Below are 21,070 nucleotides of genomic sequence, written 5' to 3'. Positions count from 1 at the left end.
GCCAGACTCAGCGGCTTACAGAGCCGCCACCGTCAGCTTTCCAGCCTGCCACGCATCAATCAGGAAAAACGGCATCGGCAGCAGCCATTCACCGTTTTTGACCTGCGCCAGATAGTGCCAGGTTGTCTCGCCGGAGGTGATCGCGACGCGCTGCCGGTTACCGTCAGCGGCGCTGGTTTTACCGGTCATACTGGCAAATCCCGCATTACTACCAACGTGAAAATGCGGCGTATTCCAGCGCACAGGCGTATGGTCAGGCCACGGCTGGGCCTGATGGAAATGAAACAACTCATCATGGCTCAGGAGGCTTTCGCGCACAGTTGGCCACAGCGCTACCTTGAGGAAATACTGGTCGGTGAAGCGTTCACTACCCTGATACTGCGCGATGAAATCACGCATCGCCTGTTCCACACCCCGGAAGACGCCGTGACAGCCGCCCCACATCCCTGCCAGCAGCAGTTCGGTATGAGAGAAGTAGTCACGCATATGGTGGAACCAGTAAGGCGACGCCAGCCAGGCATTAACCGCCGCCGCTTCGCGCTCCGAGAGCAACGAGTCGGCATCGCGCACGATAAAGCGCTTCACCGCGGGATCGTCGAGCACCAGAAAACGCCACAGGGTTGGATACAAAGTTTTTTCATGAGACATATCGACCAGCTGGACGTGCGACTGGTCAAGGCGCAGCCAGACATGCTGCGGCACGCTGTCATCAAGATAGATGCGACAGACCCAGCCGGGATAAAACTCAGGCGCGACTTCAACGTTTTTGATTAAGGTTTCGCAGTAACGTGGCTGATCGCCATACAGGCAGAAAGCAATGACATTCTGCTGCGGCTGACGGAGATCAACAGGCTCAGGTTGCGGAGCGGGAAAGGCCATGCGCTGCCCCTGACTGAAACGTGCATCAGAACGCATCAGCGACGCCAGACCGTAACGTGCGACTTCGTCCTTTTTATCCAGCCAGCCACACACTTCGGTCAGGCCATCCAGCCAGGTTTCAGAAGCTGTAGCCTGCACAGCGGGCGGTGACTGATAAATCTTCTGATAGATTTTGTACGCTTTATTGTACTGACCCAGACGCAGCAGACAAAGGGCGTAGTCGCTCAGCACCTGCATCTGGTTGGGCATTGAGCGCAGCACCTCTTCGCAGCACTGGGCTGCCAGCGCATAGTCGCCCTGTTGCATGGCGGCACGGAAACGTTCGGCACTGCGTTCCAGGCGGGCATTGAGTGCGGCAGGATTCGCGCCGGGGAGAGGACGTCGGACAGGAATGGTGTTGCGCATAAACACTCTCAGGTTTCACTGACGTTACGCGCCATTAACGACCGGCAGCAGGTTTTGAGTCTGGACAAAAACCTGCTGCCTGACGCGGCCTACAGCAAGCGACGCGCCGCTTCGACCACAATCTTCACTGCGTCACTTTCTGTCTGTTTCATGGTGACCGCATCCGGGATCTCTTTCTGCGTGCGGTTCACAATCACGCCCGCCACCATGCCGGCTCGCAGACCCTGGCTGGCGCACATGGTTAACAGTGTAGCGGATTCCATCTCATAGTTAAGTACACCCATCTCCTGCCACTCTTTCATCGAACCTTTAAAGCGGCTGACGACGCGGCCTGAAACAGTGTCGTAACGCTCCTGGCCCGGATAGAAGGTGTCAGATGAGGCGGTGATACCGATATGGGTCTTCGCGCCACAGGCTTCTGCGGCAGCAACCAGTGCGGTGGTACAGGCAAAATCTGCCACTGCCGGGAACTCCATCGGCGCAAAATGCAGGCTGGCCCCGTCCAGACGAACCGATGCGGTGGTCACCAGTACATCGCCAACATTGATATGTGGCTGGATCGCGCCAGTGGTCCCGACACGCAGGAAGGTGCGCACGCCGAGCTGTGCCAGCTCTTCCACCGCAATCGACGTTGAAGGACCGCCAATACCGGTTGAGCAGACCACAACGGGTTTACCATCAATTTTTGCCAGCCATGAAGTAAATTCACGGTGTGAGGCGAGATGCGTGGCATCTTCCATCAGTCCGGCAATTTTCTTCACACGCTCCGGATCGCCCGGCACAATCGCCAGGGTGGCGCCCTGCAGATCGGCTTTAGTCAGGCCAAGATGGAAAACGTCAGACTGTGTCATTTTTCAGACTCCTGTTAAGGGAAGGTATCGCGCCACTCTACGCCAGCACGCCCGATAAATATGTGACAGCATTCACTTAAGAAAATGAAAGTTACATTTCCAGCCAGATGAAATGTGATTGATATCACACAATAACATCTTCCTGGTCCCGATAGCTCTTCGCGAGGCTGTGTCCGGGTCAGCGCAATGTTAAAGAGGAGGATGATTTTATTCGCTGCTGATTCTGTTACCCGACACCTGGCGCATATGCTTTGTCGCCAGGCTATAGTTACGTGATTGCGCAAATGCTTGCACGGAGAGAATAATGAAACCCAGTGATAATATGGCACAAAAACCGGCGACGGGCGGCTTTGCCCCTGCCGTGCAGCCCACCGCCTCTACGACCATCATTACCGAAAGCCCGGCCATTCATGCAGGTGAAACCTCGGTTCCCAGCCAGGGCGAAAACATGCCGGCATTTTTTGCAAAGCCTCACTCAGCGGAAGGCCCGTTGCCTGTTGTCCTGGTGGTGCAGGAAATCTTTGGTGTGCATGAACACATCCGGGATATCTGCCGTCGTCTTGCGCTGGAAGGCTATCTGGCGATCGCGCCCGAGCTCTATTTCCGCGAGGGCGATCCTTCTGAATACAATGATATCCCGACGCTATTCAGCGAGCTGGTCAGTAAAGTCCCTGACACTCAGGTGCTGGCTGACCTCGATCATGCCGCAAACTGGGCGGCGCGCAATGGCGGTGATATCCGTCGCATGGGCATCACCGGTTTTTGCTGGGGTGGCCGCATCAGCTGGCTCTACGCCGCGCATAACCCACAGCTGCGCGCCGCGGTTGCCTGGTACGGGCGACTGACCGGTGAGCGTACGCTGAAGCAGCAGAAGCATCCTATTGATATTGCGGTCGACTTGAGTGCCCCGGTGTTAGGTTTGTATGGTGGTCAGGATGACGGCATTCCACTGGAGAGCGTCGAGCAGATGCGTCAGGCGCTGCATGCCGCCAATGCAACCGCCGAGATCATCGTCTATCCCGAAGCGGGACATGCGTTTAATGCTGATTACCGTCCGAGCTATCATGCTGAATCAGCGAATGATGGCTGGCAACGCATGCTGGCCTGGTTCAGGCAGTATGGTGTGGCATCAAAATAAATGAAAAAGGGGCGCTTCTGCGCCCCTGATTTTACCCACCGGCCCCATTCCTACGCCGTCTCACCACGCAGTTTCTTCGCCGCCGTCACCATATTCGCCAGCGCCTGACGCGTCTCCGTCCAGCCACGCGTCTTCAGACCGCAGTCCGGGTTTACCCAAAGACGTGTTTCCGGAATCCGTTTCGCCGCCTTCAGCAACAGTGCTTCTATCCACTCCACGCTGGGAACATTGGGGGAGTGAATATCATAGACGCCGGGCCCGATTTCATTCGGATACTCGAAATCTTCAAACGACTCTAGCAGGTCCATGTCAGAACGCGAAGTTTCGATCGTGATGACATCTGCATCCAGGGCTGCGATGGCGTCCATAATGTCGTTAAACTCGCAGTAACACATATGCGTGTGAATCTGGGTTTCATCCCGCGCCACCGCAGCATTCAGCCGGAACGCTTCAACGGCCCAGTTCAGATAGGTCGCCCACTCAGACTGATGCAGGGGCAGACCTTCACGCAGCGCAGGCTCATCAATCTGAATAATCCCGATGCCCGCCTTCTCCAGATCTTCCACTTCATCACGCAGCGCCAGCGCGATCTGCTTAGCGATGATTTCACGTGACACATCTTCACGCGGGAATGACCAGCAGAGAATCGTCACCGGACCGGTCAGCATCCCTTTTACCGGCTTGTCCGTCAGCGACTGGGCATAGCGGGCCCACTCCACAGTGATCGCCTCCGGGCGACTGATATCGCCAATAATGACAGGCGGTTTCACACAGCGAGAACCGTAGCTCTGCACCCAGCCGTTCTGGGTAAAGACAAAGCCGTCCAGATGCTCGCCGAAGTACTCAACCATATCGTTACGTTCTGCTTCACCATGCACCAGCACATCCAGCCCCAGCCGCTCCTGCTCGGTAATCGCCTGTTTAATGTGCTCTGCGATGCCGGTGCGGTAATGACTGCTGTCAAGACGGCCCTGTTTAAAGTCGAGACGCAGGCCGCGAATTTCAGTGGTCTGTGGAAAAGAGCCAATGGTGGTGGTGGGCCAGGCGGGCAGATTGAAACGCTGACGCTGCAGGACGGCGCGAACCGGGTAAGCACTCTGCCGCTCACTGTGCTGTGGCGTGATGGCCTCCAGACGCTGCCCCACCGCCGCATTATGCACCCGTCGGGAGTGAGCACGGGCCTGCACCGGCGCGCTCCAGGCGTCCAGCGACGCCGCATCATTGTTGTTCAGAGCCTGACTCAGCAGCGAGAGCTCAGCACATTTCTGCAGCGCAAAGGCGAACCAGCTTTTGACTTCGTCATCCAGGCGGGTCTCGACACTCAGGTCGATCGGGCTGTGCAGCAGTGAGCAGGAAGATCCAATCCACAGCTGCTCACGCTCTCTGGTCAGCGGTTGCAGGCGACTGAACCAGCGGCTCAGATCGGCGCGCCAGACGTTACGTCCGTTGATCACGCCCAGCGACAGCAGCCAGCTGGCGGGGAGTTGCTGATTCAGCTGCTTAATATCATCATTGCCATGGACCAGATCGACATGCAGGCCCTGCACCGGCAGCGCACGAATCACATCAATGTTCTGGCCGATGCTGTCAAAATAGGTGGTCAGCAGCAGCTTGCTGTGGCCCTGCAGAGCGTCATACGCCAGCTGAAAGGCGTCGCGCCAGGTCTGCGGCAGCTCCAGCGCCAGGGCGGGTTCATCAATCTGTACCCATTCGATGCCGCGCTTTGCCAGTTCCGCCAGCACCTGCTGATAGACCGGCAAAATCGCCGCCAGCAGCGACAGACGTTCAAAGGGTTCACCTTTGACTTTACCCAGCCACAGATACGTCACCGGCCCGAGCAGCACCGGCTTAATGTTATGGCCCAGCGCCAGCGCCTCATCAACCTCGTCCAGCAGCTGAGTCCAGCTCAGTTTAAATGTCTGGCCCTGAGTAAATTCCGGCACGATGAAGTGATAGTTGGTGTTAAACCATTTGGTCATTTCTGCCGCCGCCGCGGGTTCGCCGGTCGGCGCACGCCCGCGCCCCACGCGAAACAGCGTATCCAGATCAACGGTGCCCTCTGTGTTCTGATGACGTGCAGGCACATTGCCCAGCAGCAGGCTGGTGGTCAGCACATGATCATACCAGGCGAAATCGCCGACCGGCAGCAGATCGACGCCCGCCTCTTTCTGCTGTTGCCAGTGTCGCGCCCGCAGCTCGCGGCCCGTCGCCAGTAGTGCCTGCTGCGTGCTGTCGCCTGCCCAGTAACTCTCCAGTGCTTTTTTCAGTTCACGGCGCAGACCAATGCGGGGAAAGCCGAGGGTATGGTTGAGGATAGTCATGTGCTGTTCTCCAGATAATCTTTCACTTTGGCTAAAATGGGCAGCCAAAGATGTTTAGCCGTCCAGATGTTTACACTGCTATAATCTGCGGGTACTGTATGTCTCTCAAGCGCAATATGTTCATTTTCGATGTGAAGGACTCTCATGATCGAACTCAAGCACCTGCGGACGCTTCAGGCTCTGCGCAATACGGGATCGCTGGCGGCGGCGGCGGCCCAGCTTCATCAGACGCAATCGGCGTTGTCTCATCAGTTCAGCGATCTGGAGCAGCGGCTGGGATTCCGCCTGTTCGTGCGTAAAAGTCAGCCGCTACGCTTTACGCCGCAGGGGGATATTCTGCTGCAGCTGGCTGAGCAGGTGCTGCCGCAGATTCAGCAGGCGTTGCAGGCCTGTCATGAGCCGCATCAGACCACGCTGCGGGTGGCGATTGAGTGTCACAGCTGCATTCAGTGGCTGACTCCCGCGCTGGACAAGTTCCGCCAGAGCTGGCCGCAGGTGGTGATGGATTTCAAATCAGGCGTGACCTTTGATCCGCAGCCCGCTCTGCAACAGGGTGAGCTGGATGTGGTGCTGACCTCCGACATTCTGGCGCGCTCGGGCCTGTTCTACTCGCCGATGTTTGATTATGAAGTGCGGCTGGTACTGGCGACGGACCACCCGCTGGCGCAGGTTGAGCAGATTTCGCCAGAAGATTTGGCCGATGAAGTGTTAATGATCTATCCGGTTCAGCGTCAGCGTCTGGATATCTGGCGTCACTTCCTGCAGCCAGCGGGCGTGAGTCCGGCTCTGAAAAGTGTGGATAACACCCTGCTGATGATTCAGATGGTGTCGGCGCGCATGGGGATTGCCGCACTGCCGCACTGGGTGGTGGAGAGTTTTGAGAAGCAGGGTCTGGTCGTTACCCGCACGCTGGGCGATGGCCTCTGGAGCCGTCTTTATGCCGCCGTGCGCGAAGGCGAGCAGCGTCAGCCTGTGCTGGAAGCCTTTATCCGCTTTGCCCGTCAGCACGCCTGCGAGCATCTGCCATTTGTGCGCGACGCCGCGCTGCCCGGTGCAGTATTACAGCGGTAATCCGGCGGGCACAAACCTGCGCGAACGCGGGCGAAATCCCCTATAATGCGCAGCCTGTCGACTGAACATGAGAAGATCTCACCATGACTAACAATGATATTCTGCGCAGCGTGCGCTACATGCTCAATCTGAGCGATGCCAAAATGGTGGAGATTTTTGCGCTGGCGCAATGTGACGTGCCGGTAGCGGATATTCAGGCGTGGCTGAAAAAAGATGACGATGCTGCGTTTCGTCCCTGCCCGGATGTGCTGATGGGTTATTTTCTGAATGGCCTGATCTTTTACCGTCGTGGCAAAAGTGAAGATGCGCCCGCGCCGTCCATAGAACGCAAGATGACTAACAATATCTTCATGAGAAAGCTGCGCATCGCTTTTGATCTGAAAACCACCGACATTCCTGATGTCCTGAAGCGCGTGAATTTTACTGTTTCACAGGCTGAGATTGGCGCGATTTTCCGCAAACCGGATCATAAGAACTACCGCGAGTGCGGCGACCAGATTCTGCGGAACTTCCTGAAAGGGCTGGCGATGATTCAGCGTCCTAAGAGTGAGAAGCCTGCCTGATATGGCGCCATCCCCTCCTTCATATTCGCTCTGAGTCCTTTGTTCAACTGCGATGATGCTGTTAAGTCTCCAGGGCTGGCGCGTCTGAAGAGCGAAGCGTCCGGGCCAGGGATGGCCCGGCCGATCCACAGGGAGGTGAGTTTCCTTCGCGATCGGACGCGCCAGCCCGGGAGGCCGCAGTCCGGCTACAGCAACGGTTTGTCCCAGCACCTAATGATTACCGGTCACTACGCCCCACCACCCACCGCTTATGCACCCACAGTGAGGCGAGGATCACCAGCGCGCCCGCAATAAAGCTCGGCCAGTGCGGCTTTTCCTGCCAGATAGCCAGATTCACCAGCAGACCGGCGGGAACGTGCATGTTATTCATAATGCCCAGCGTACCGGCATCGACCTGCGTCGCACCGTAATTCCACATAAAATAGCCGAGACCGGAAGCTGCCACCCCCAGCCAGATCAGAATGCCCCACTGCAATGAAGTCGTCGGCAACTTCTGCGGGTTACCCCAGGCACACCAGGCGATCACCGCAATCAACACTGCCCCCAGATAGAACCAGGAGAAAGCGGTATGCTGCGGCATGGGTCGGGTCTCCTGCAGACGCTTATAACCTACCATTCCCGCCGCAAAGCAGATGTTTGCCAGCTGCACTAACAGCAGGCCAAACCAGAAATGATCGCTGACTTTGTCATAGCGAATAATGGCCGCGCCTGCCACCGCCAGCAACGCACTGAAGATATAGCCGATGCGCAGTGGACGGCGGCTGATCAGATCATAAATCAGCGTCACGTAGAGCGGGGTCATCACCGTAAACAGCAGGAACTCCGACACGCTCAGGTAGAGATAGGCTTCGAAGCTCAGCAGATACATCACGCCCAGCTGCAACATCCCCACCAGCATATAAAGCAGCAATGTCGAAGGGCGATGGCCGCGCCAGCGCAGGAAAGGGAGAAACACCAGCGCAGCAAGCGCCAGACGCATGAGCACAGAGAACCAGCTGTCTACCTGACCGGCAAGATACTCGCCAATCAGGCTGAACGAAAAGGCCCACAGAATGGTGGTAATAATCAATAAAAACACGGTGACGATCCCGAAATAAACAGGCCGTCAGTGTAAACAATGTGCAGCCCTCAGGCTGTTAAATCTGGTTGACATCTGATTACTAACCAGGCGATTAAAACGCCCGAAAAATGACTTGTTTACACTTACTGACATAAGCGGTGCCGGAATGGGTTTTATGCCAGATAAAATGCGCGAAATGATCCATCGGATGATCATATTCGCTCTCAACTGTAATAAAAATGTAACAAATGTGTCACTCATCACAGTAACGTTGCGCAACTAACACTATTCTTTGCGCGAAATGGAACATCCTGCGTCCATTTTTTTCTGCTCTTTTCCTGCCCCAACCTGCTGGGAATAAAAAACCATAATGTGCCCTGGAGGGCCTCACTGATGCTGAGCATTTTTAAACCTGCACCACGTCAGCCGCAGGTGGCGGAGGATCATGTCGATCCGCTCTACCGTCGCCTGCGCTGGCAAATTTTCATCGGGATCTTCTTTGGTTACGCGGCCTACTATCTGGTCAGGAAAAACTTCGCACTCGCCATGCCCTATCTGGTGGAGCAGGGTTTTTCACGTGGCGATCTCGGTTTTGCCTTATCCGGCATCTCCATTGCCTACGGCTTTTCAAAATTCATCATGGGCTCGGTCTCTGACCGATCAAATCCGCGCGTCTTCTTACCGGCTGGTCTGATTCTGGCCGCGGCGGTGATGCTGATTATGGGATTCGTTCCCTGGGCGACCTCCAGCATCATGGTGATGTTCGTACTGCTGTTTGTCTGTGGCTGGTTTCAGGGCATGGGCTGGCCGCCCTGTGGCCGCACCATGGTTCACTGGTGGTCGCAGAAAGAGCGCGGCGGCATCGTATCGATCTGGAACTGTGCGCATAACGTAGGCGGCGGTATTCCGCCTCTGCTGTTCCTGCTCGGTATGGCGTGGTTCAACGACTGGAAAGCAGCACTCTACATGCCGGCGTTTGGCGCGATTGCTATTGCGATTCTGGCCTTTGCGCTGATGCGCGACACCCCACAATCCTGTGGTCTGCCGCCGATTGAAGAGTACAAAAACGACTATCCGCCTGATTACGATGCCAGCCACGAAGAGGAGCTGACGGCAAAACAGATCTTCATGAAGTATGTGCTGCCAAACAAGTTGCTGTGGTACATCGCACTGGCCAACGTCTTTGTTTATCTGCTGCGCTACGGCATTCTCGACTGGTCGCCGACCTATCTGCGCGAAGTAAAACACTTCACGCTGGATAAATCGTCGTGGGCCTACTTCATGTATGAATATGCGGGGATTCCGGGCACGCTGCTCTGTGGCTGGATGTCGGACAAAGTGTTCCGCGGCAATCGCGGTGCAACCGGGGTGTTCTTTATGACGCTGGTGACCATTGCAACTGTGATCTACTGGCTCAACCCGGCGGGTAATCCTGGCGTCGACATGGCCTGCATGATCGTGATTGGCTTCCTGATCTACGGCCCGGTGATGCTGATTGGTCTGCATGCTCTGGAACTGGCACCGAAAAAAGCGGCGGGCACGGCAGCGGGCTTCACCGGCCTGTTCGGCTATCTGGGCGGATCGGTGGCGGCCAGCGCCATTGTCGGTTACACCGTCGATTATTTCGGCTGGGACGGCGGCTTCATGGTGATGATTGCGGGCTGCGTGCTGGCGGTTATTCTGCTGTTACTGACCATGGTCAGCGAACACAAGCACAAAAAGACCCTCGCCTGACGGCCATAAAAACAGGGCCGGATAACCGGCCCTGTTTTACGCTGACGGCTTAAGCCAGATAGAGCGTGCGAAGCATCTGCGGCACCGCATCATCGGCATTCGACCCAATCACATCCAGCGCTGGCAGCGTATCTTTCAACCGCTGATGGGCGTTCTGCATGATAAAGCCTTTACCCGCCATACTCAGCATCTCCACATCATTCATGCCGTCGCCAAAAGCGATACAGCTTTTCAGCGTATGGCCCAGCGTCTTCGCGACCGCCTCCAGCGCATGCCCTTTCGACACGCCGCCCGCCATCACTTCCAGACAGGTGGGCAGCGAGAAACTGACATTAACCCGGTCGCCCCAGCGCGCTTCAATCGCCTGCTCCATCGGAATCAGATGCTCAGGATTTTCGCAGGTGAAGAAAACCTTGCTGATGTTATCAGTAGGCAACAGACCCGGCTCATAGACCTGATAGTTGAAGACCGACTCGCGGAAATAGTCCTGCTCCGCCGGGCTTGAACGGCTGACAAACCACTCATCGTCGCGGTAAACGTGCGTCAGAATATCGCTGTGATGATACTGCAGACCAAACAGATCGCTGGCGATGTCCTCATCCAGATTATGACTGAACACCAGTTCGCCCTGTGCGTTGTGCACGCGCGCGCCGTTTGAGGTGATCATATAGGCAGGAATGGCCAGGCTGTCGCGCATCTGTCCGACATCAATATGATGACGGCCAGTGGCGAACACAAAGTGAATATCTTTCGCGACCAGCTGCTGCAGTGTTTCACGCGCAAAAGGGGTCAGACGATGTTCGGGAGAAAGCAGCGTGCCATCCAGATCGGATGCAACGATGTGATACATGAAAACCTCGGGTATCTGGTTCTGCCGGTTTAACCGGTCGGATAAAAAACGTCAGTGGTGCGATGAAAAAAAGTCGACCACTGCATTGAGTGCTTCGGCGCGCATCTCATCCTTTTCAAACAGGATCTCATGACGCGCACCCTCGATCACCCGTGGCTTATTGCCCTCACACGGATGACCCGCCGCGGCCATTGCGGCACAAAACAGATCCTGTGAACGATTGTCGACCACCCGATCGTCGCTGGCCTGTAACAGCAGTAGCGGCGTGGTGATCTTATCGACCTGACTGATAATATTGCGACCGGCATGGATGCCTTCACGCACCCAGTGGTAGGTTGGCCCGCCGACGCGAATCGCCGGATCGTCCGCATAAAATCGCAGGTTTCGCCGGTAACGCTCGGTGCTGTGCGTCAGCCGGTTAATGCCAAACGGGTGCGCGCGCCAGCGTCCGGTGCCGAGCGCATAGCCATCGCGCATAGCCGGACGTTTCTCCGCCCAGTCAAGAAGCCGATGGGCCAGAAATGAGGGCAGCGGCAAGGCAATGCCAAACATCGGCGCCACTAACGCTGCCGCATGAAACGCCTGCGGCTGACGCGCCAGGAACAGCGTTAAGATTGCGCCACCCATCGAGTGAGCCAGCGCATAGCGCTGCTGATAGTGACCGCTGACAATCTCTTTAAGATAGAGCGTTTCAAGATCGTCGACATAATGGGTAAATTCCGCTACGTGACCACGGTGTGTATCTTCCAGCAGGCGATCGGAACGCCCCTGACCGCGATGGTCCAGAATCACCACATCAAATCCGCAGTGAAACAGATCGTACGCCAGCTCAGGATATTTTATGTAACTCTCGATGCGTCCTGGCACAATCAGGATCACACGCTTATGTTGCGGCGATGTGAAGCGGACATAGCGCAGTGTCAGATTTCCTACGCCGGTAAATTCCCGTTCTTCACGACTGTGCCAGAAATCGAGCAGCGGCCCGGTGGCGAAGGCAGCAAAGGCTTTTTCACGTCGCAGCCAACTGGCTTTGTGTTGATTCATTCGCCCTCCTGATGACCGGATACTGAGTCATGAATGCCATGCGCAGGCCGTAGCGTCGCGCTTATTTCTGGCGTATTGTGTCACAATTCCGCTACTAAAGAGAGCCTGACCCATGACCATCGAATGGTGGCTGACCTATCTGCTTACAACCACAATCCTGAGCCTGTCGCCCGGTTCCGGCGCAATCAACACCATGAGTACCGGTATCAGCCACGGCTATCGCGGCACGGTAGCGTCCATCTCCGGTTTGCAGGTCGGCCTGGCACTGCACATCGTGCTGGTCGGTATCGGTCTGGGCGCGTTGTTTTCTCAGTCGCTGCTGGCATTTGAAATTCTGAAATGGGCCGGTGCAGCCTATCTGGTCTGGCTGGGTATTCAGCAATGGCGCTCCGCAGGTGGCATCGATCTGGATGCGGTCGCCAAAGCGATGCCGCGTCGTCGCCTGTTCAAACGCGCCGTGCTGGTTAACCTGACCAACCCGAAAAGTATCGTCTTTCTGGCCGCCCTGTTCCCGCAGTTTATCCAGCCGCATCAGCCGTTGTTTATGCAGTATCTGGTGCTGGGCGTGACCACCGTGGTGGTCGATATCATCGTGATGATTGGCTACGCCACTCTGGCAACGCGGATTGCTGGCTGGATTAAAGGGCCAAAACAGATGAAGTTGATGAACCGCATTTTCGGTGGTCTGTTTATGGCGGTGGGCGCGCTGCTGGCCAGCGCCAGAAAGATCGCGTAAGGCCTTACGCGCCGACACGCTGAGGTCGGCGCGATCCTTCCCTGCATCACATCCCCTCTCCCTGGCGACACTACGGCGCGGTCAATGGCACCGCACGCAACACAATAATGCCCGGTTTTGATCGCATATACTCCCTGAATGGCGTATCGACCACTTTGCGATGAGCGGCCAGCGAAGAGGCGTTCCTGAACCACAACCGTCCATCATGCCAGACGGCAATCCCGACGTGCGACACATCCAGCCCCTGAGCATTGGTATAAACGCCAATGTAATCGCCGGTCTGAATCTGCTTCAGTACCTGCGATGTGATCGCGCGAGCTGGGATGTAAGTTATGCGTCGGGGAACCACACTCAGACCGGGCAGCCTTTCTTTTCCGCTGACCTCACGATTCAGTTGCTTCACCACCGTCACCGCATCCGGGCTGAGTGTGCGGGTTATGTCAGTGGCATTACGCGGGCTTTCAGCAAACCAGTCGGAAAAAAAGTGACGCCGTTTCAGGTAGCTGACCTCTCCGCCCGCGTAACGCGTCCGAATCAGGTTAGCCTCAAAGCTGGCGCGATCGTGGCTGCGGCTTAGCGCCTGAACGTAATCAAGCAGCGTGAAACAATCCACTCCGTTGAAATTGATCACCAGCGCTTCTGGTGTTTCGGGCGAGCCGATCAGCGTATCCGCCTGATAAGGCGTACCGAGAAACGCAGCGGAGATCTGGTTAATTCTTTCGCCCTGCTGCTGCTCAGACACCGGAGGCAACTGCGCCAGGATGGCCGATATCCTGTCTCCCTTCACCTGGTCAGGAACGCGATAATGGGCAGCCTCAGGCGCGGCGCAGGCGCTGATGCAGAACGCGATTAACAACACTAACAGGGGTTTTGTGTTCATTATCATCTCCATGAAAACAGAGTCCGTCGATACGACCATACCGGAGGTGAAGGTTTCATTAATCAAAGAAGGGTGACGATTTATACGCGGTTGTAACAGTGGGGCGTTAACAGGTGCAGTTTGTGACAGTCGTCACGCACGTGAAGTTCAGAGAGATACCACAGGCAATGAAGTTTTGCCGGATGCGCAATGCGCTCTCCGGCATAAAGGGATTGCAGCGCTTAACGTGAAATAATCAGGTGGATACCAAAACCGGCAAACAGGACGCCTGCCATGCCATCGACCCACTTTGCCAGGCGCTGATATTTAGCGCGGATCCACGGTAGCGCAAAGATAGCCGCGACCAGGGCAAACCAGGCAAAGGTTTCCCCAATAATCAACAGGAACAGGCCCCAGCGCTCTGCCGAACCCACATCATCACCGACGAACAGCGAGAAGACGCTACCGAAGTAAATAATTGCTTTAGGATTCGACAGGTTCGTCAGCAGGCCTTTGAGAAAGCTCATTCCGCGTTTCGGCAGCTCAACTACGGGCTCATCCTGCTGCGGCTGTTTGTGTCGCTGACGTGCCGAACACATCAGCTGCCAGCCCATCCACAACAGATAGAGTCCACCACCGACCATGATGACCTGATGCAGCCACGCCATTTTTTCCAGGATCAGGTGCAGTCCCATCAGCGCCACGCCCGCCCAGACAACGATACCCAGTGTAATACCCAGTACCCCCATCATCGCCTCTTTACGCGAGCGGCTGGCGGCGGTTTGCGATACGAAAAAGAAATCAGGGCCGGGGCTCATCAATGCCACCAGATGAACCAGCGCAACCGTTGCGAATAACATCAGCATAATCAGTGTCCTTTATTCTTCATCATCAAGATGCTCTTTGATCATCACCAGGAAAGGTTTGCCAAAGCGCTCCAGTTTGCGGTGGCCCACGCCGTTGACGCTGAGCATCTCCGACGCGCTGACCGGCATCTGTTCTGCCATCTCTATCAGTGTGGCGTCATTGAACACCACATAGGGGGGAATATTCTCTTCGTCGGCGATCGCTTTTCGCAGCTTACGCAGCTTGGCGAACAGCTTGCGGTCGTAATTGCCACCGAGAAACTTCGCCGGACTGCTGCTTTTTGTTTTCGCAGTAATCAATCGCGGCACTGCCAGCATCAAAGGCACTTCACCGCGCAGCACCGGGCGCGCTGCTTCGGTCAACTGCAACGCCGAATGCATAGCGATATTCTGCGTCACCAGCCCCAGATGGATTAACTGACGTAACACACTGACCCAGTGTTCGTGACTCTGGTCTTTGCCCAGCCCATAAACCGGCAGTTTGTCATGACCCTGTTCACGAATACGCTGATTATTAGACCCGCGTAGCACCTCAACGATATAGCCCATGCCAAAACGCTGACCAACACGGTAGATACCGGAAAGCGCTTTTTGCGCTTCAACCAGACCGTCATAGCGTTTAGGCGGATCGAGACAGATATCGCAGTTGCCGCATGGCTGCTGGCGACCCTCGCCAAAATAGTTCAGCAGCACCAGACGCCGGCAGGTCTGCGCTTCCGCAAACGCGCCCATCGCATTGAGCTTGTGGCGTTCAATATCCTGCAGCTGCCCTGGCACTTTCTCTTCGAGGCATTTACGCAACCAGGCCATATCGGCCGGATCGTAGAGCATCATCGCTTCGGCGGGCAGACCATCACGTCCGGCCCGGCCGGTTTCCTGATAATAGGACTCAATATTACGCGGAATATCGAAGTGAACGACAAAACGGACGTTGGGTTTGTTGATACCCATGCCAAAGGCCACCGTCGCCACCACGATTTGCAGATCGTCACGTTGAAACGCTTCCTGCACCCGGCCACGCTGTTCGCTATCGATTCCGGCATGATAGGCGCCCACGCTGAATCCACGGCTTTGCAGACGCGCGGCGGTGTCTTCCACCTTCGCCCGGCTGTTGCAGTAGATAATGCCGCACTTACCGCGCTGATCCTGAACGTAGCGCAGCAGCTGATCGGTGGGTTTAAATTTCTCCACCAGCGTGTAACGGATATTAGGACGGTCAAAGCTGCTGATCTGGATCAGCGGATCCTGCATGTGCAGCAGGTTAACGATGTCATTGCGGGTGGTTTCATCCGCCGTCGCGGTCAGTGCCATCACCGGTAATTCCGGGAAGCGCTGACGCATCTTTCCGAGTGCGCCATATTCCGGACGGAAATCGTGGCCCCACTGGGAAATGCAGTGCGCTTCGTCCACGGCCAGCATCGCGGGCTGCCAGTGCGCCAGACTTTCCAGGAAGTTATCCATCATCAGGCGTTCGGGAGCGATATAAAGTAGCTTAACCCGACCGGTACGGCAGTCTGCCATCACCGTCTGCTGCTGATCGCGCGTCATGGTGGAGTTGAGATACGCCGCCGCCACGCCATTCGCCAGCAGCTGATCGACCTGATCTTTCATCAGAGAGATCAGCGGTGACACCACCAGCGTCAGTCCCTCGCGCACCAGCGCCGGAATCTGATAACAAAGCGATTTCCCTCCGCCAGTGGGCATCACCACCAGGCAATCGCGCCCGCTTAGCGCCTGATGAATGATCGTCTGCTGACCGGGACGAAAATGCTGATAGCCGAAGGTATCCTGCAATACCTGCTGCGCCAGCGCTTCCTGATTGAGAACTGCCGAGGTTGCCACGCGATTCCTGTCTTACGTTTGAGATTAGAACAAGTCGTTAAGCGTTACACCCACACCCAGACGCGTCTGGCGATGGTTGTAATCGATCAGTGATTCACCGTAACCGCTAAATACCTGAGTATAGAAGCGGACATGCTCACTGATAGGGTAGCTCCAGCCCATTGTCGCGCCGCCATAACCGCTGTTCCAGTTATAGTTGCCCTCAACGCTGAAAATACTGTCGCCTAGCCGGTAGCCCACTTTGGCACGGTAATAACCCATGTATTTGGTGATATCAGGATTATCATCGCTGCTCTCCCCTTCCGGGATGCGATACCAGGGTTTGATTTCCGCCAGGAAGTTACCGTTCTCCGCCATCAGACGCGCATAAACACGGTTCCAGCTGCGTGAAGTCGGATCGCTTCGTCCATTGGACTGATGATTCAGACCCACTTCAACATCCCGTAAGGTCCAGCCCGCCAGTGAATAGTCGGTTGCCCAGCCGAGGAAGATCTGAGGTTCATAGTTGGTTTCGCGGAATGGCGAAGACTCCGCGCTATTCGACAGCTGCCACCAGGAACGCTGTGTATAAGAGGCCGCCAGGACGGAGTTGTCGCCCAGAATACCGCGCCATAACGGAAATGCCAGACTGAGCTGGAATTTCACTTCATCTTTACGGGCATTTTCTCCCCAGTTATAAGATGAGATCGCCTCTTTATTCAGATCGCTGGTATAGGTGTAGAGCAGATAGTTGTTCTCGTAAGGATAGAGAACAAACGGGTTGTCGTGCTTCTCCAGCAGGTTAGCAATAATGCTGCCCTGGACCTGTGGCGCGTCATGAACCTCTTTAATCTGGGCTTCATCCGCCTGCGCCAGCGCAGGAAATATCAACATTGCCGCCAGCAAGGCGCGATGCTTACGCATAGAATTCTCCGGTGAGCAACTGCGTATCAGAATAACTGAAAGGGTGTCGTAAAAAGCAGGCCATTCTACACACAAATGGCAGCGAGCATGAGTGCTGATTTCTTAAACTGGAAACACCCTCGCAGGCGTCATAGAATACACAACTCATTAACGTTCCGCGCCCCTCTGGCCCGATTTTTTCAGGACACATCATCATGTCATCACCCGTGCTGACACAGCAGGACGCTCGTAAGCTGGTCGGCGAAATTTTCGTTTATCACATGCCGTTTAATCAGGCGCTGGGCCTGGAGCTGCTGCGCCTTGACGCAGACTACGCAGAGATCAGTTTCAATAACAAAACCATGCTGGTAGGTAATCAGGCACAGCAGATCCTGCACGGCGGTGTTATCGCCTCGGTACTGGATGTCGCTGCGGGCATGGTGTGCGTCAGTAATGCGCTAACCCGTCAGGAGAGCATCACTGAGGAGGAGCTGCGCCAGCGTCTGTCGCGCATGGGCACCATTGATATGCGTGTCGACTATTTACGTCCCGGACGCGGTGAACGCTTCATCGCCACCAGCAGCCTGCTGCGTGCCGGTAACAAAGTCGGCGTGGCTCGGGTGGAGCTGCACAATCAACATGGCGACTACATCGCTACGGCGACTGCCACCTATCTTATCGGCTAACCACGACATTGAATGGATCGCATATGGATACGCAACAAACCCGGCAGGGCGTTGGCTTTGCACTGGGCGCTTACTTTATCTGGGGCATTGCGCCCGCCTATTTCAAGCTAGTGAAACAGGTTCCCGCGACAGAAATCATGACGCATCGCGTGATCTGGTCTGCGCTCTTTATGCTGTTGCTGATTACCCTGAGCCGCAGCTGGCCCGGTGTACGCAGCGTATTGCGCCAGCCCCGAAAAGTGCTGATGCTTGCGCTGACAGCAGTGACGATCGGCGGCAACTGGCTGCTGTTCATCTGGGCGGTCAACAATCAGCATATGCTGGAAGCCAGCCTCGGTTACTTTATTAACCCGCTGATTAACGTGGTGTTCGGCATGCTGTTTCTGCGCGAACGCTTTCGTCGCCTGCAGTGGCTGGCCGTACTGCTGGCAGCCGTCGGCGTGCTGGTGCAGCTGTGGCAGTTTGGATCGTTACCGATTATCGCGCTGGGCCTGGCGCTGAGCTTTGCCCTGTACGGTCTTTTGCGCAAAAAGATTCAGGTCGATGCGCAGAGCGGTATGCTGATTGAAACACTGTGGCTGTTCCCGCTGGCGGCGATTTACCTGTTTGGCTTTGCCGACAGCGCCACCAGCCATTTATCGGCTAACCCGCTGAGCCTCAACCTGAAGCTGATTGCGGCCGGCATTGTTACCACCATTCCACTGATGCTGTTTGCGGCGGCCTGCAGCCGACTGCGACTCTCCACCGTGGGCTTCTTCCAGTACCTCGGCCCGACGCTGATGTTTGTCCTGGCGGTGGTGTTTTACGGTGAAACCATCACGCCAGACAAGCTGGTGACCTTTGCCTTCATCTGGCTGGCGCTGCTGGTGTTTGTCTGCGATGCGGTGGCGTTTTCATTCCGCTCCCGTTCCCGTGCGCGCGTAGCGTGAGATAAAGCGCGCTAAAGCCGGGCCGGTCAGCAGGATGGTAAAGAGACGCAACGTCTGCATCGCCATCACAAACGCCATATTGACCTGCGTGCCTGCAGCAATAATCGCCACCGTGTCCAGTCCGCCTGGACTGGTGGCGAGATAAGCCGTCATCAGATCGATATCCAGCATTCGGGTCAGCATCCACGCCAGCCCGCCACACAACAACATCAACCCGAAGATCGAGGCCAGCATTTGCGGCAGCGTGCGCAGTGCCAGCAGAAAAATCGGGCGGGTGAAACGCAGTCCCACGCTCCAGCCAATCAGCGCATAGGCCACGGCCAGCAACCATTCCGGCACCTGTAATATCGCGATATGACTGCTGTTCAGTGCCGCACCCGCCAGTGCGGGCAGCAGCAACGCGCCAGAAGGAATGCGCAGTCGTGTGCCCAGCCATGCACCCAGCAGCATGACGACCAGGGTAATGGCAAAACCGCGATTCAGCGCCGGAAACCAGAGCAGCGACACGCTGTGTGCTTCATCGCCCAGCCCGATGCGCGCCACCAGCGCGGCCGCCGAGGCGACAAACAGTACCCGCAGATACTGCATAAACGCCACCAGCCGGACGTCAGCGCCAAAGTCACCCGCCATCGCCACCATGGCCGATGCTCCCCCCGGCGACGATCCCCATGCGCCGGTCGGGCCAGGCAGATGACTGAAGCGCACCAGCAGAAAACCGGACAAGCCACTGGCCGCCAGCGTCAGCAACAGCACCGCCAGTACGATCGGCCAGTCCTGAATCAGCGGTGTCAGAATCGAAGGTGACAGGCTTTGCGCAATCATGCAGCCCAGAACGGCCTGAGCAACCAGGAAGAACCGTTTATCAATGCGCAGCGTGGCACCTGATAGCCCCATCACCACGCCCACGATCATCGGTCCCAGTAACAGCGCGGCAGGCACATGAAAATAGTGCAGCACCGCACCCAGCAACACTGAGACCAGCAACAGCAGCGTCCACTGCGCGCGCAACGAAAAAGCGTCCATAAGAAGTTAATTATTTGTAAAAACAGGAGGATCAGAGTACGCAGAAACGGGGATGAGAGCCAGCAAAACGGGCCATCTGAGATGGCCCGTGGCTGTTTTAAAGCCAGTTTTTACGCTTGAAGTAGAGATAAGGTGCCAGTCCGGCAAGAATCATCAGGCCGATAGCCGCAGGATAACCAAAGCTCCACTTCAGTTCCGGCATAAACTCGAAGTTCATCCCGTAGCTGGAAGCCACCAGCGTTGGCGGCAGAAATACCACGGAGACCACGGAGAAGATCTTGATGATGCGGTTCTGCTCGATATTGATAAAGCCCATTGCCGCCTGCATCAGGAAGTTCACCTTCTGGAACAGCGATTCGTTATGCGGCAGGAGCGATTCGATATCGCGCAGAATTTCACGTGCCTGCTCCAGCTGATTGCCCGGCAGGCGCGCTTTACGCACCAGGAAGTTCAGCGCGCGCTGGGTATCCATCAGACAGAGGCGCACTTTCCAGCCGATATCTTCCAGTTCCGCTAACCGCGACAGCGCCTGATCGTACTCTTCGCCCTGCTGACCTTCCATGATCACCCGGCTGAGTTTCTCCAGCGCGCTGTAGATGTTCTCGATTTCATCGGCAAGCTGTTCGATTTTGGTTTCAAACAGGTCGAGCAGCAGCTCAAAGGCATTGCCGTCGATCAGCGTCTGGTTACGGGCGCGCATACGATAGAGGCGAAAAGCGGGCAGTTCGCGTTCGCGCAGTGTATAGAGGCGGCCTTCACGGATGGTGAACGCCACAGTAGAGTTACCGGCGTGATCGTCAGCATCTTCATAGAAGAAGAAGGAGTGAATATGCAGACCATCTTCATCTTCGAAGAAACGTGCTGAGGCCTCAATGTCTTCCAGCTCAGGCCGTGTTGCCAGGCTCTGACCCAGTTCTGACTGCACCCGATCACGTTCGCCCTCTTCCGGTTCAATAAGATCGACCCAGACGGAGGTGGTCAGTTTGTCGTTTTCGTCTTCCAGCTCCAGTCGCGTCAGGCGGCTGTGATCCAGTTTAAATGCGCTCAGCATAGCAATACTCCCCATTGCAGACTAAATGGGACAAGGCAGTCCGCCGTTCCTCAACATGGAACGTGCGGCCTGAACACGGAAACAGAGTTTCAGAGATAAATCAGTGCTGACTCGTGCGACTGAATCAAAAAGGGAGGTCGCTGATAACCGCTAAGGCTACCCGCGTAAAGAGGTAGCCTTAGATGTTATTCCTGGTATCCAGGTCATTGAGCCAGCATCGACTGGGCGTGTCCAAGGCATTGTCCTCTCATGATAATAGTGGGCGCATGTTACGCTGAGA

At 56.1% G+C, this 21,070-nt stretch carries 20 protein-coding genes; 7 read left to right on the top strand and 13 right to left on the bottom strand.

What is annotated here, in order from left to right:
* Positions 1 to 15 precede the first annotated feature (15 nt).
* Entirely contained in the window at positions 16 to 1,284 is a 1,269-nt protein-coding gene (locus Q7C21_RS12010; RefSeq protein ID WP_375150744.1) for a tetratricopeptide repeat protein, read from the bottom strand.
* Between the two features lie 89 nt (positions 1,285 to 1,373).
* Positions 1,374 to 2,135, bottom strand: a complete 762-nt coding sequence (gene udp, locus Q7C21_RS12005; RefSeq protein WP_008926449.1) for a uridine phosphorylase — start codon at positions 2,133 to 2,135, stop codon at positions 1,374 to 1,376.
* Between the two features lie 304 nt (positions 2,136 to 2,439).
* On the opposite strand from udp, the gene Q7C21_RS12000 reads away from it, so the two are divergent.
* A complete protein-coding gene (locus Q7C21_RS12000) occupies positions 2,440 to 3,273 on the top strand; it encodes a dienelactone hydrolase family protein (protein WP_008926448.1) in 834 nt (277 codons plus the stop codon).
* Between the two features lie 50 nt (positions 3,274 to 3,323).
* On the opposite strand, the gene metE is transcribed toward Q7C21_RS12000, so the two are convergent.
* On the bottom strand, positions 3,324 to 5,594 hold the full coding sequence (gene metE, locus Q7C21_RS11995; protein WP_375150743.1) for a 5-methyltetrahydropteroyltriglutamate--homocysteine S-methyltransferase: 2,271 nt from the start codon (positions 5,592 to 5,594) through the stop codon (positions 3,324 to 3,326).
* 144 nt (positions 5,595 to 5,738) lie between these two features.
* Between metE and metR the strand changes: the two genes are divergently transcribed.
* Positions 5,739 to 6,665 (top strand): HTH-type transcriptional regulator MetR, encoded by a 927-nt coding sequence (gene metR, locus Q7C21_RS11990; RefSeq protein ID WP_003854400.1) that lies wholly within the window; start codon positions 5,739 to 5,741, stop codon positions 6,663 to 6,665.
* Between the two features lie 83 nt (positions 6,666 to 6,748).
* On the top strand, positions 6,749 to 7,228 hold the full coding sequence (locus Q7C21_RS11985) for a DUF1456 family protein (protein WP_003854397.1): 480 nt from the start codon (positions 6,749 to 6,751) through the stop codon (positions 7,226 to 7,228).
* Positions 7,229 to 7,445: 217 nt separating this feature from the next.
* On the opposite strand, the gene Q7C21_RS11980 is transcribed toward Q7C21_RS11985, so the two are convergent.
* Positions 7,446 to 8,306 carry a carboxylate/amino acid/amine transporter gene (locus Q7C21_RS11980; protein ID WP_008926446.1) on the bottom strand — a complete coding sequence of 287 codons (861 nt, stop codon included), beginning with the start codon at positions 8,304 to 8,306 and terminating at the stop codon, positions 7,446 to 7,448.
* 375 nt (positions 8,307 to 8,681) lie between these two features.
* Between Q7C21_RS11980 and glpT the strand changes: the two genes are divergently transcribed.
* Positions 8,682 to 10,022: a glycerol-3-phosphate transporter gene (glpT, locus tag Q7C21_RS11975; RefSeq protein ID WP_008926445.1), complete on the top strand. Its 1,341-nt coding sequence runs from the start codon at positions 8,682 to 8,684 to the stop codon at positions 10,020 to 10,022.
* Positions 10,023 to 10,071: 49 nt separating this feature from the next.
* Here glpT and yigL read toward each other — a convergent pair whose 3' ends face one another.
* Positions 10,072 to 10,872: a sugar/pyridoxal phosphate phosphatase YigL gene (gene yigL, locus Q7C21_RS11970; RefSeq protein WP_003854392.1), complete on the bottom strand. Its 801-nt coding sequence runs from the start codon at positions 10,870 to 10,872 to the stop codon at positions 10,072 to 10,074.
* Positions 10,873 to 10,923: 51 nt separating this feature from the next.
* Entirely contained in the window at positions 10,924 to 11,916 is a 993-nt protein-coding gene (gene pldB / locus Q7C21_RS11965) for a lysophospholipase L2 (protein WP_105100013.1), read from the bottom strand.
* A 112-nt stretch (positions 11,917 to 12,028) separates the two neighbouring features.
* Between pldB and rhtB the strand changes: the two genes are divergently transcribed.
* A complete protein-coding gene (gene rhtB, locus Q7C21_RS11960) occupies positions 12,029 to 12,652 on the top strand; it encodes a homoserine/homoserine lactone efflux protein (protein WP_003854387.1) in 624 nt (207 codons plus the stop codon).
* 70 nt (positions 12,653 to 12,722) lie between these two features.
* On the opposite strand, the gene Q7C21_RS11955 is transcribed toward rhtB, so the two are convergent.
* The 4 genes from Q7C21_RS11955 to pldA all read right to left on the bottom strand — a co-directional run bounded on the left by Q7C21_RS11955 (position 12,723) and on the right by pldA (position 17,122).
* Positions 12,723 to 13,532, bottom strand: a complete 810-nt coding sequence (locus Q7C21_RS11955) for a DUF1460 domain-containing protein (protein WP_140034195.1) — start codon at positions 13,530 to 13,532, stop codon at positions 12,723 to 12,725.
* Between the two features lie 221 nt (positions 13,533 to 13,753).
* Positions 13,754 to 14,377: a threonine export protein RhtC gene (rhtC, locus tag Q7C21_RS11950; protein WP_003854380.1), complete on the bottom strand. Its 624-nt coding sequence runs from the start codon at positions 14,375 to 14,377 to the stop codon at positions 13,754 to 13,756.
* Between the two features lie 12 nt (positions 14,378 to 14,389).
* A complete protein-coding gene (gene recQ / locus Q7C21_RS11945) occupies positions 14,390 to 16,219 on the bottom strand; it encodes an ATP-dependent DNA helicase RecQ (RefSeq protein WP_039658611.1) in 1,830 nt (609 codons plus the stop codon).
* A gap of 24 nt (positions 16,220 to 16,243) precedes the next feature.
* Positions 16,244 to 17,122, bottom strand: coding sequence for a phospholipase A (pldA, locus tag Q7C21_RS11940; RefSeq protein WP_003854378.1), 879 nt, complete (start codon positions 17,120 to 17,122; stop codon positions 16,244 to 16,246).
* A 194-nt stretch (positions 17,123 to 17,316) separates the two neighbouring features.
* On the opposite strand from pldA, the gene Q7C21_RS11935 reads away from it, so the two are divergent.
* Together Q7C21_RS11935 and rarD are read left to right on the top strand one after the other, a co-directional pair.
* Positions 17,317 to 17,787 (top strand): thioesterase family protein, encoded by a 471-nt coding sequence (locus Q7C21_RS11935; RefSeq protein WP_003854376.1) that lies wholly within the window; start codon positions 17,317 to 17,319, stop codon positions 17,785 to 17,787.
* Between the two features lie 23 nt (positions 17,788 to 17,810).
* A complete protein-coding gene (rarD, locus tag Q7C21_RS11930) occupies positions 17,811 to 18,716 on the top strand; it encodes an EamA family transporter RarD (RefSeq protein ID WP_003854374.1) in 906 nt (301 codons plus the stop codon).
* On the opposite strand, the gene Q7C21_RS11925 is transcribed toward rarD, so the two are convergent.
* From Q7C21_RS11925 to ysgD, 3 genes are all read right to left on the bottom strand, one after another.
* A complete protein-coding gene (locus Q7C21_RS11925) occupies positions 18,681 to 19,739 on the bottom strand; it encodes an AbrB family transcriptional regulator (protein ID WP_003854372.1) in 1,059 nt (352 codons plus the stop codon). The genes rarD and Q7C21_RS11925 overlap by 36 nt on opposite strands.
* 97 nt (positions 19,740 to 19,836) lie before the next feature.
* Positions 19,837 to 20,790, bottom strand: coding sequence for a magnesium/cobalt transporter CorA (gene corA, locus Q7C21_RS11920; RefSeq protein WP_003854370.1), 954 nt, complete (start codon positions 20,788 to 20,790; stop codon positions 19,837 to 19,839).
* Between the two features lie 178 nt (positions 20,791 to 20,968).
* Entirely contained in the window at positions 20,969 to 21,025 is a 57-nt protein-coding gene (gene ysgD / locus Q7C21_RS11915) for a YsgD/CorL family protein (protein WP_369690086.1), read from the bottom strand.
* Between the last annotated feature and the right edge of the window lie 45 nt (positions 21,026 to 21,070).

Source organism: Pantoea sp. ANP04 (assembly GCF_041982285.1).
Taxonomy (GTDB): domain Bacteria; phylum Pseudomonadota; class Gammaproteobacteria; order Enterobacterales; family Enterobacteriaceae; genus Pantoea; species Pantoea eucalypti.
Note: the sequence above shows the minus strand (reverse complement) of the source record. Positions and strands in the feature narration are given on the sequence as shown.

Coding starts and splice junctions, on each gene's coding strand:
- metR (WP_003854400.1), top strand. CDS start 5,739: ATGATCGAACTCAAGCACCTGCGGACGCTTCAGGCTCTGCGCAATACG.
- rarD (WP_003854374.1), top strand. CDS start 17,811: ATGGATACGCAACAAACCCGGCAGGGCGTTGGCTTTGCACTGGGCGCT.
- udp (WP_008926449.1), bottom strand. CDS start 2,135: ATGACACAGTCTGACGTTTTCCATCTTGGCCTGACTAAAGCCGATCTG.
- Q7C21_RS12000 (WP_008926448.1), top strand. CDS start 2,440: ATGAAACCCAGTGATAATATGGCACAAAAACCGGCGACGGGCGGCTTT.
- metE (WP_375150743.1), bottom strand. CDS start 5,594: ATGACTATCCTCAACCATACCCTCGGCTTTCCCCGCATTGGTCTGCGC.
- Q7C21_RS11935 (WP_003854376.1), top strand. CDS start 17,317: ATGTCATCACCCGTGCTGACACAGCAGGACGCTCGTAAGCTGGTCGGC.
- yigL (WP_003854392.1), bottom strand. CDS start 10,872: ATGTATCACATCGTTGCATCCGATCTGGATGGCACGCTGCTTTCTCCC.
- pldA (WP_003854378.1), bottom strand. CDS start 17,122: ATGCGTAAGCATCGCGCCTTGCTGGCGGCAATGTTGATATTTCCTGCG.
- Q7C21_RS11925 (WP_003854372.1), bottom strand. CDS start 19,739: ATGGACGCTTTTTCGTTGCGCGCGCAGTGGACGCTGCTGTTGCTGGTC.
- rhtB (WP_003854387.1), top strand. CDS start 12,029: ATGACCATCGAATGGTGGCTGACCTATCTGCTTACAACCACAATCCTG.
- Q7C21_RS11955 (WP_140034195.1), bottom strand. CDS start 13,532: ATGAACACAAAACCCCTGTTAGTGTTGTTAATCGCGTTCTGCATCAGC.
- corA (WP_003854370.1), bottom strand. CDS start 20,790: ATGCTGAGCGCATTTAAACTGGATCACAGCCGCCTGACGCGACTGGAG.
- glpT (WP_008926445.1), top strand. CDS start 8,682: ATGCTGAGCATTTTTAAACCTGCACCACGTCAGCCGCAGGTGGCGGAG.
- rhtC (WP_003854380.1), bottom strand. CDS start 14,377: ATGCTGATGTTATTCGCAACGGTTGCGCTGGTTCATCTGGTGGCATTG.
- pldB (WP_105100013.1), bottom strand. CDS start 11,916: ATGAATCAACACAAAGCCAGTTGGCTGCGACGTGAAAAAGCCTTTGCT.
- Q7C21_RS11985 (WP_003854397.1), top strand. CDS start 6,749: ATGACTAACAATGATATTCTGCGCAGCGTGCGCTACATGCTCAATCTG.
- Q7C21_RS12010 (WP_375150744.1), bottom strand. CDS start 1,284: ATGCGCAACACCATTCCTGTCCGACGTCCTCTCCCCGGCGCGAATCCT.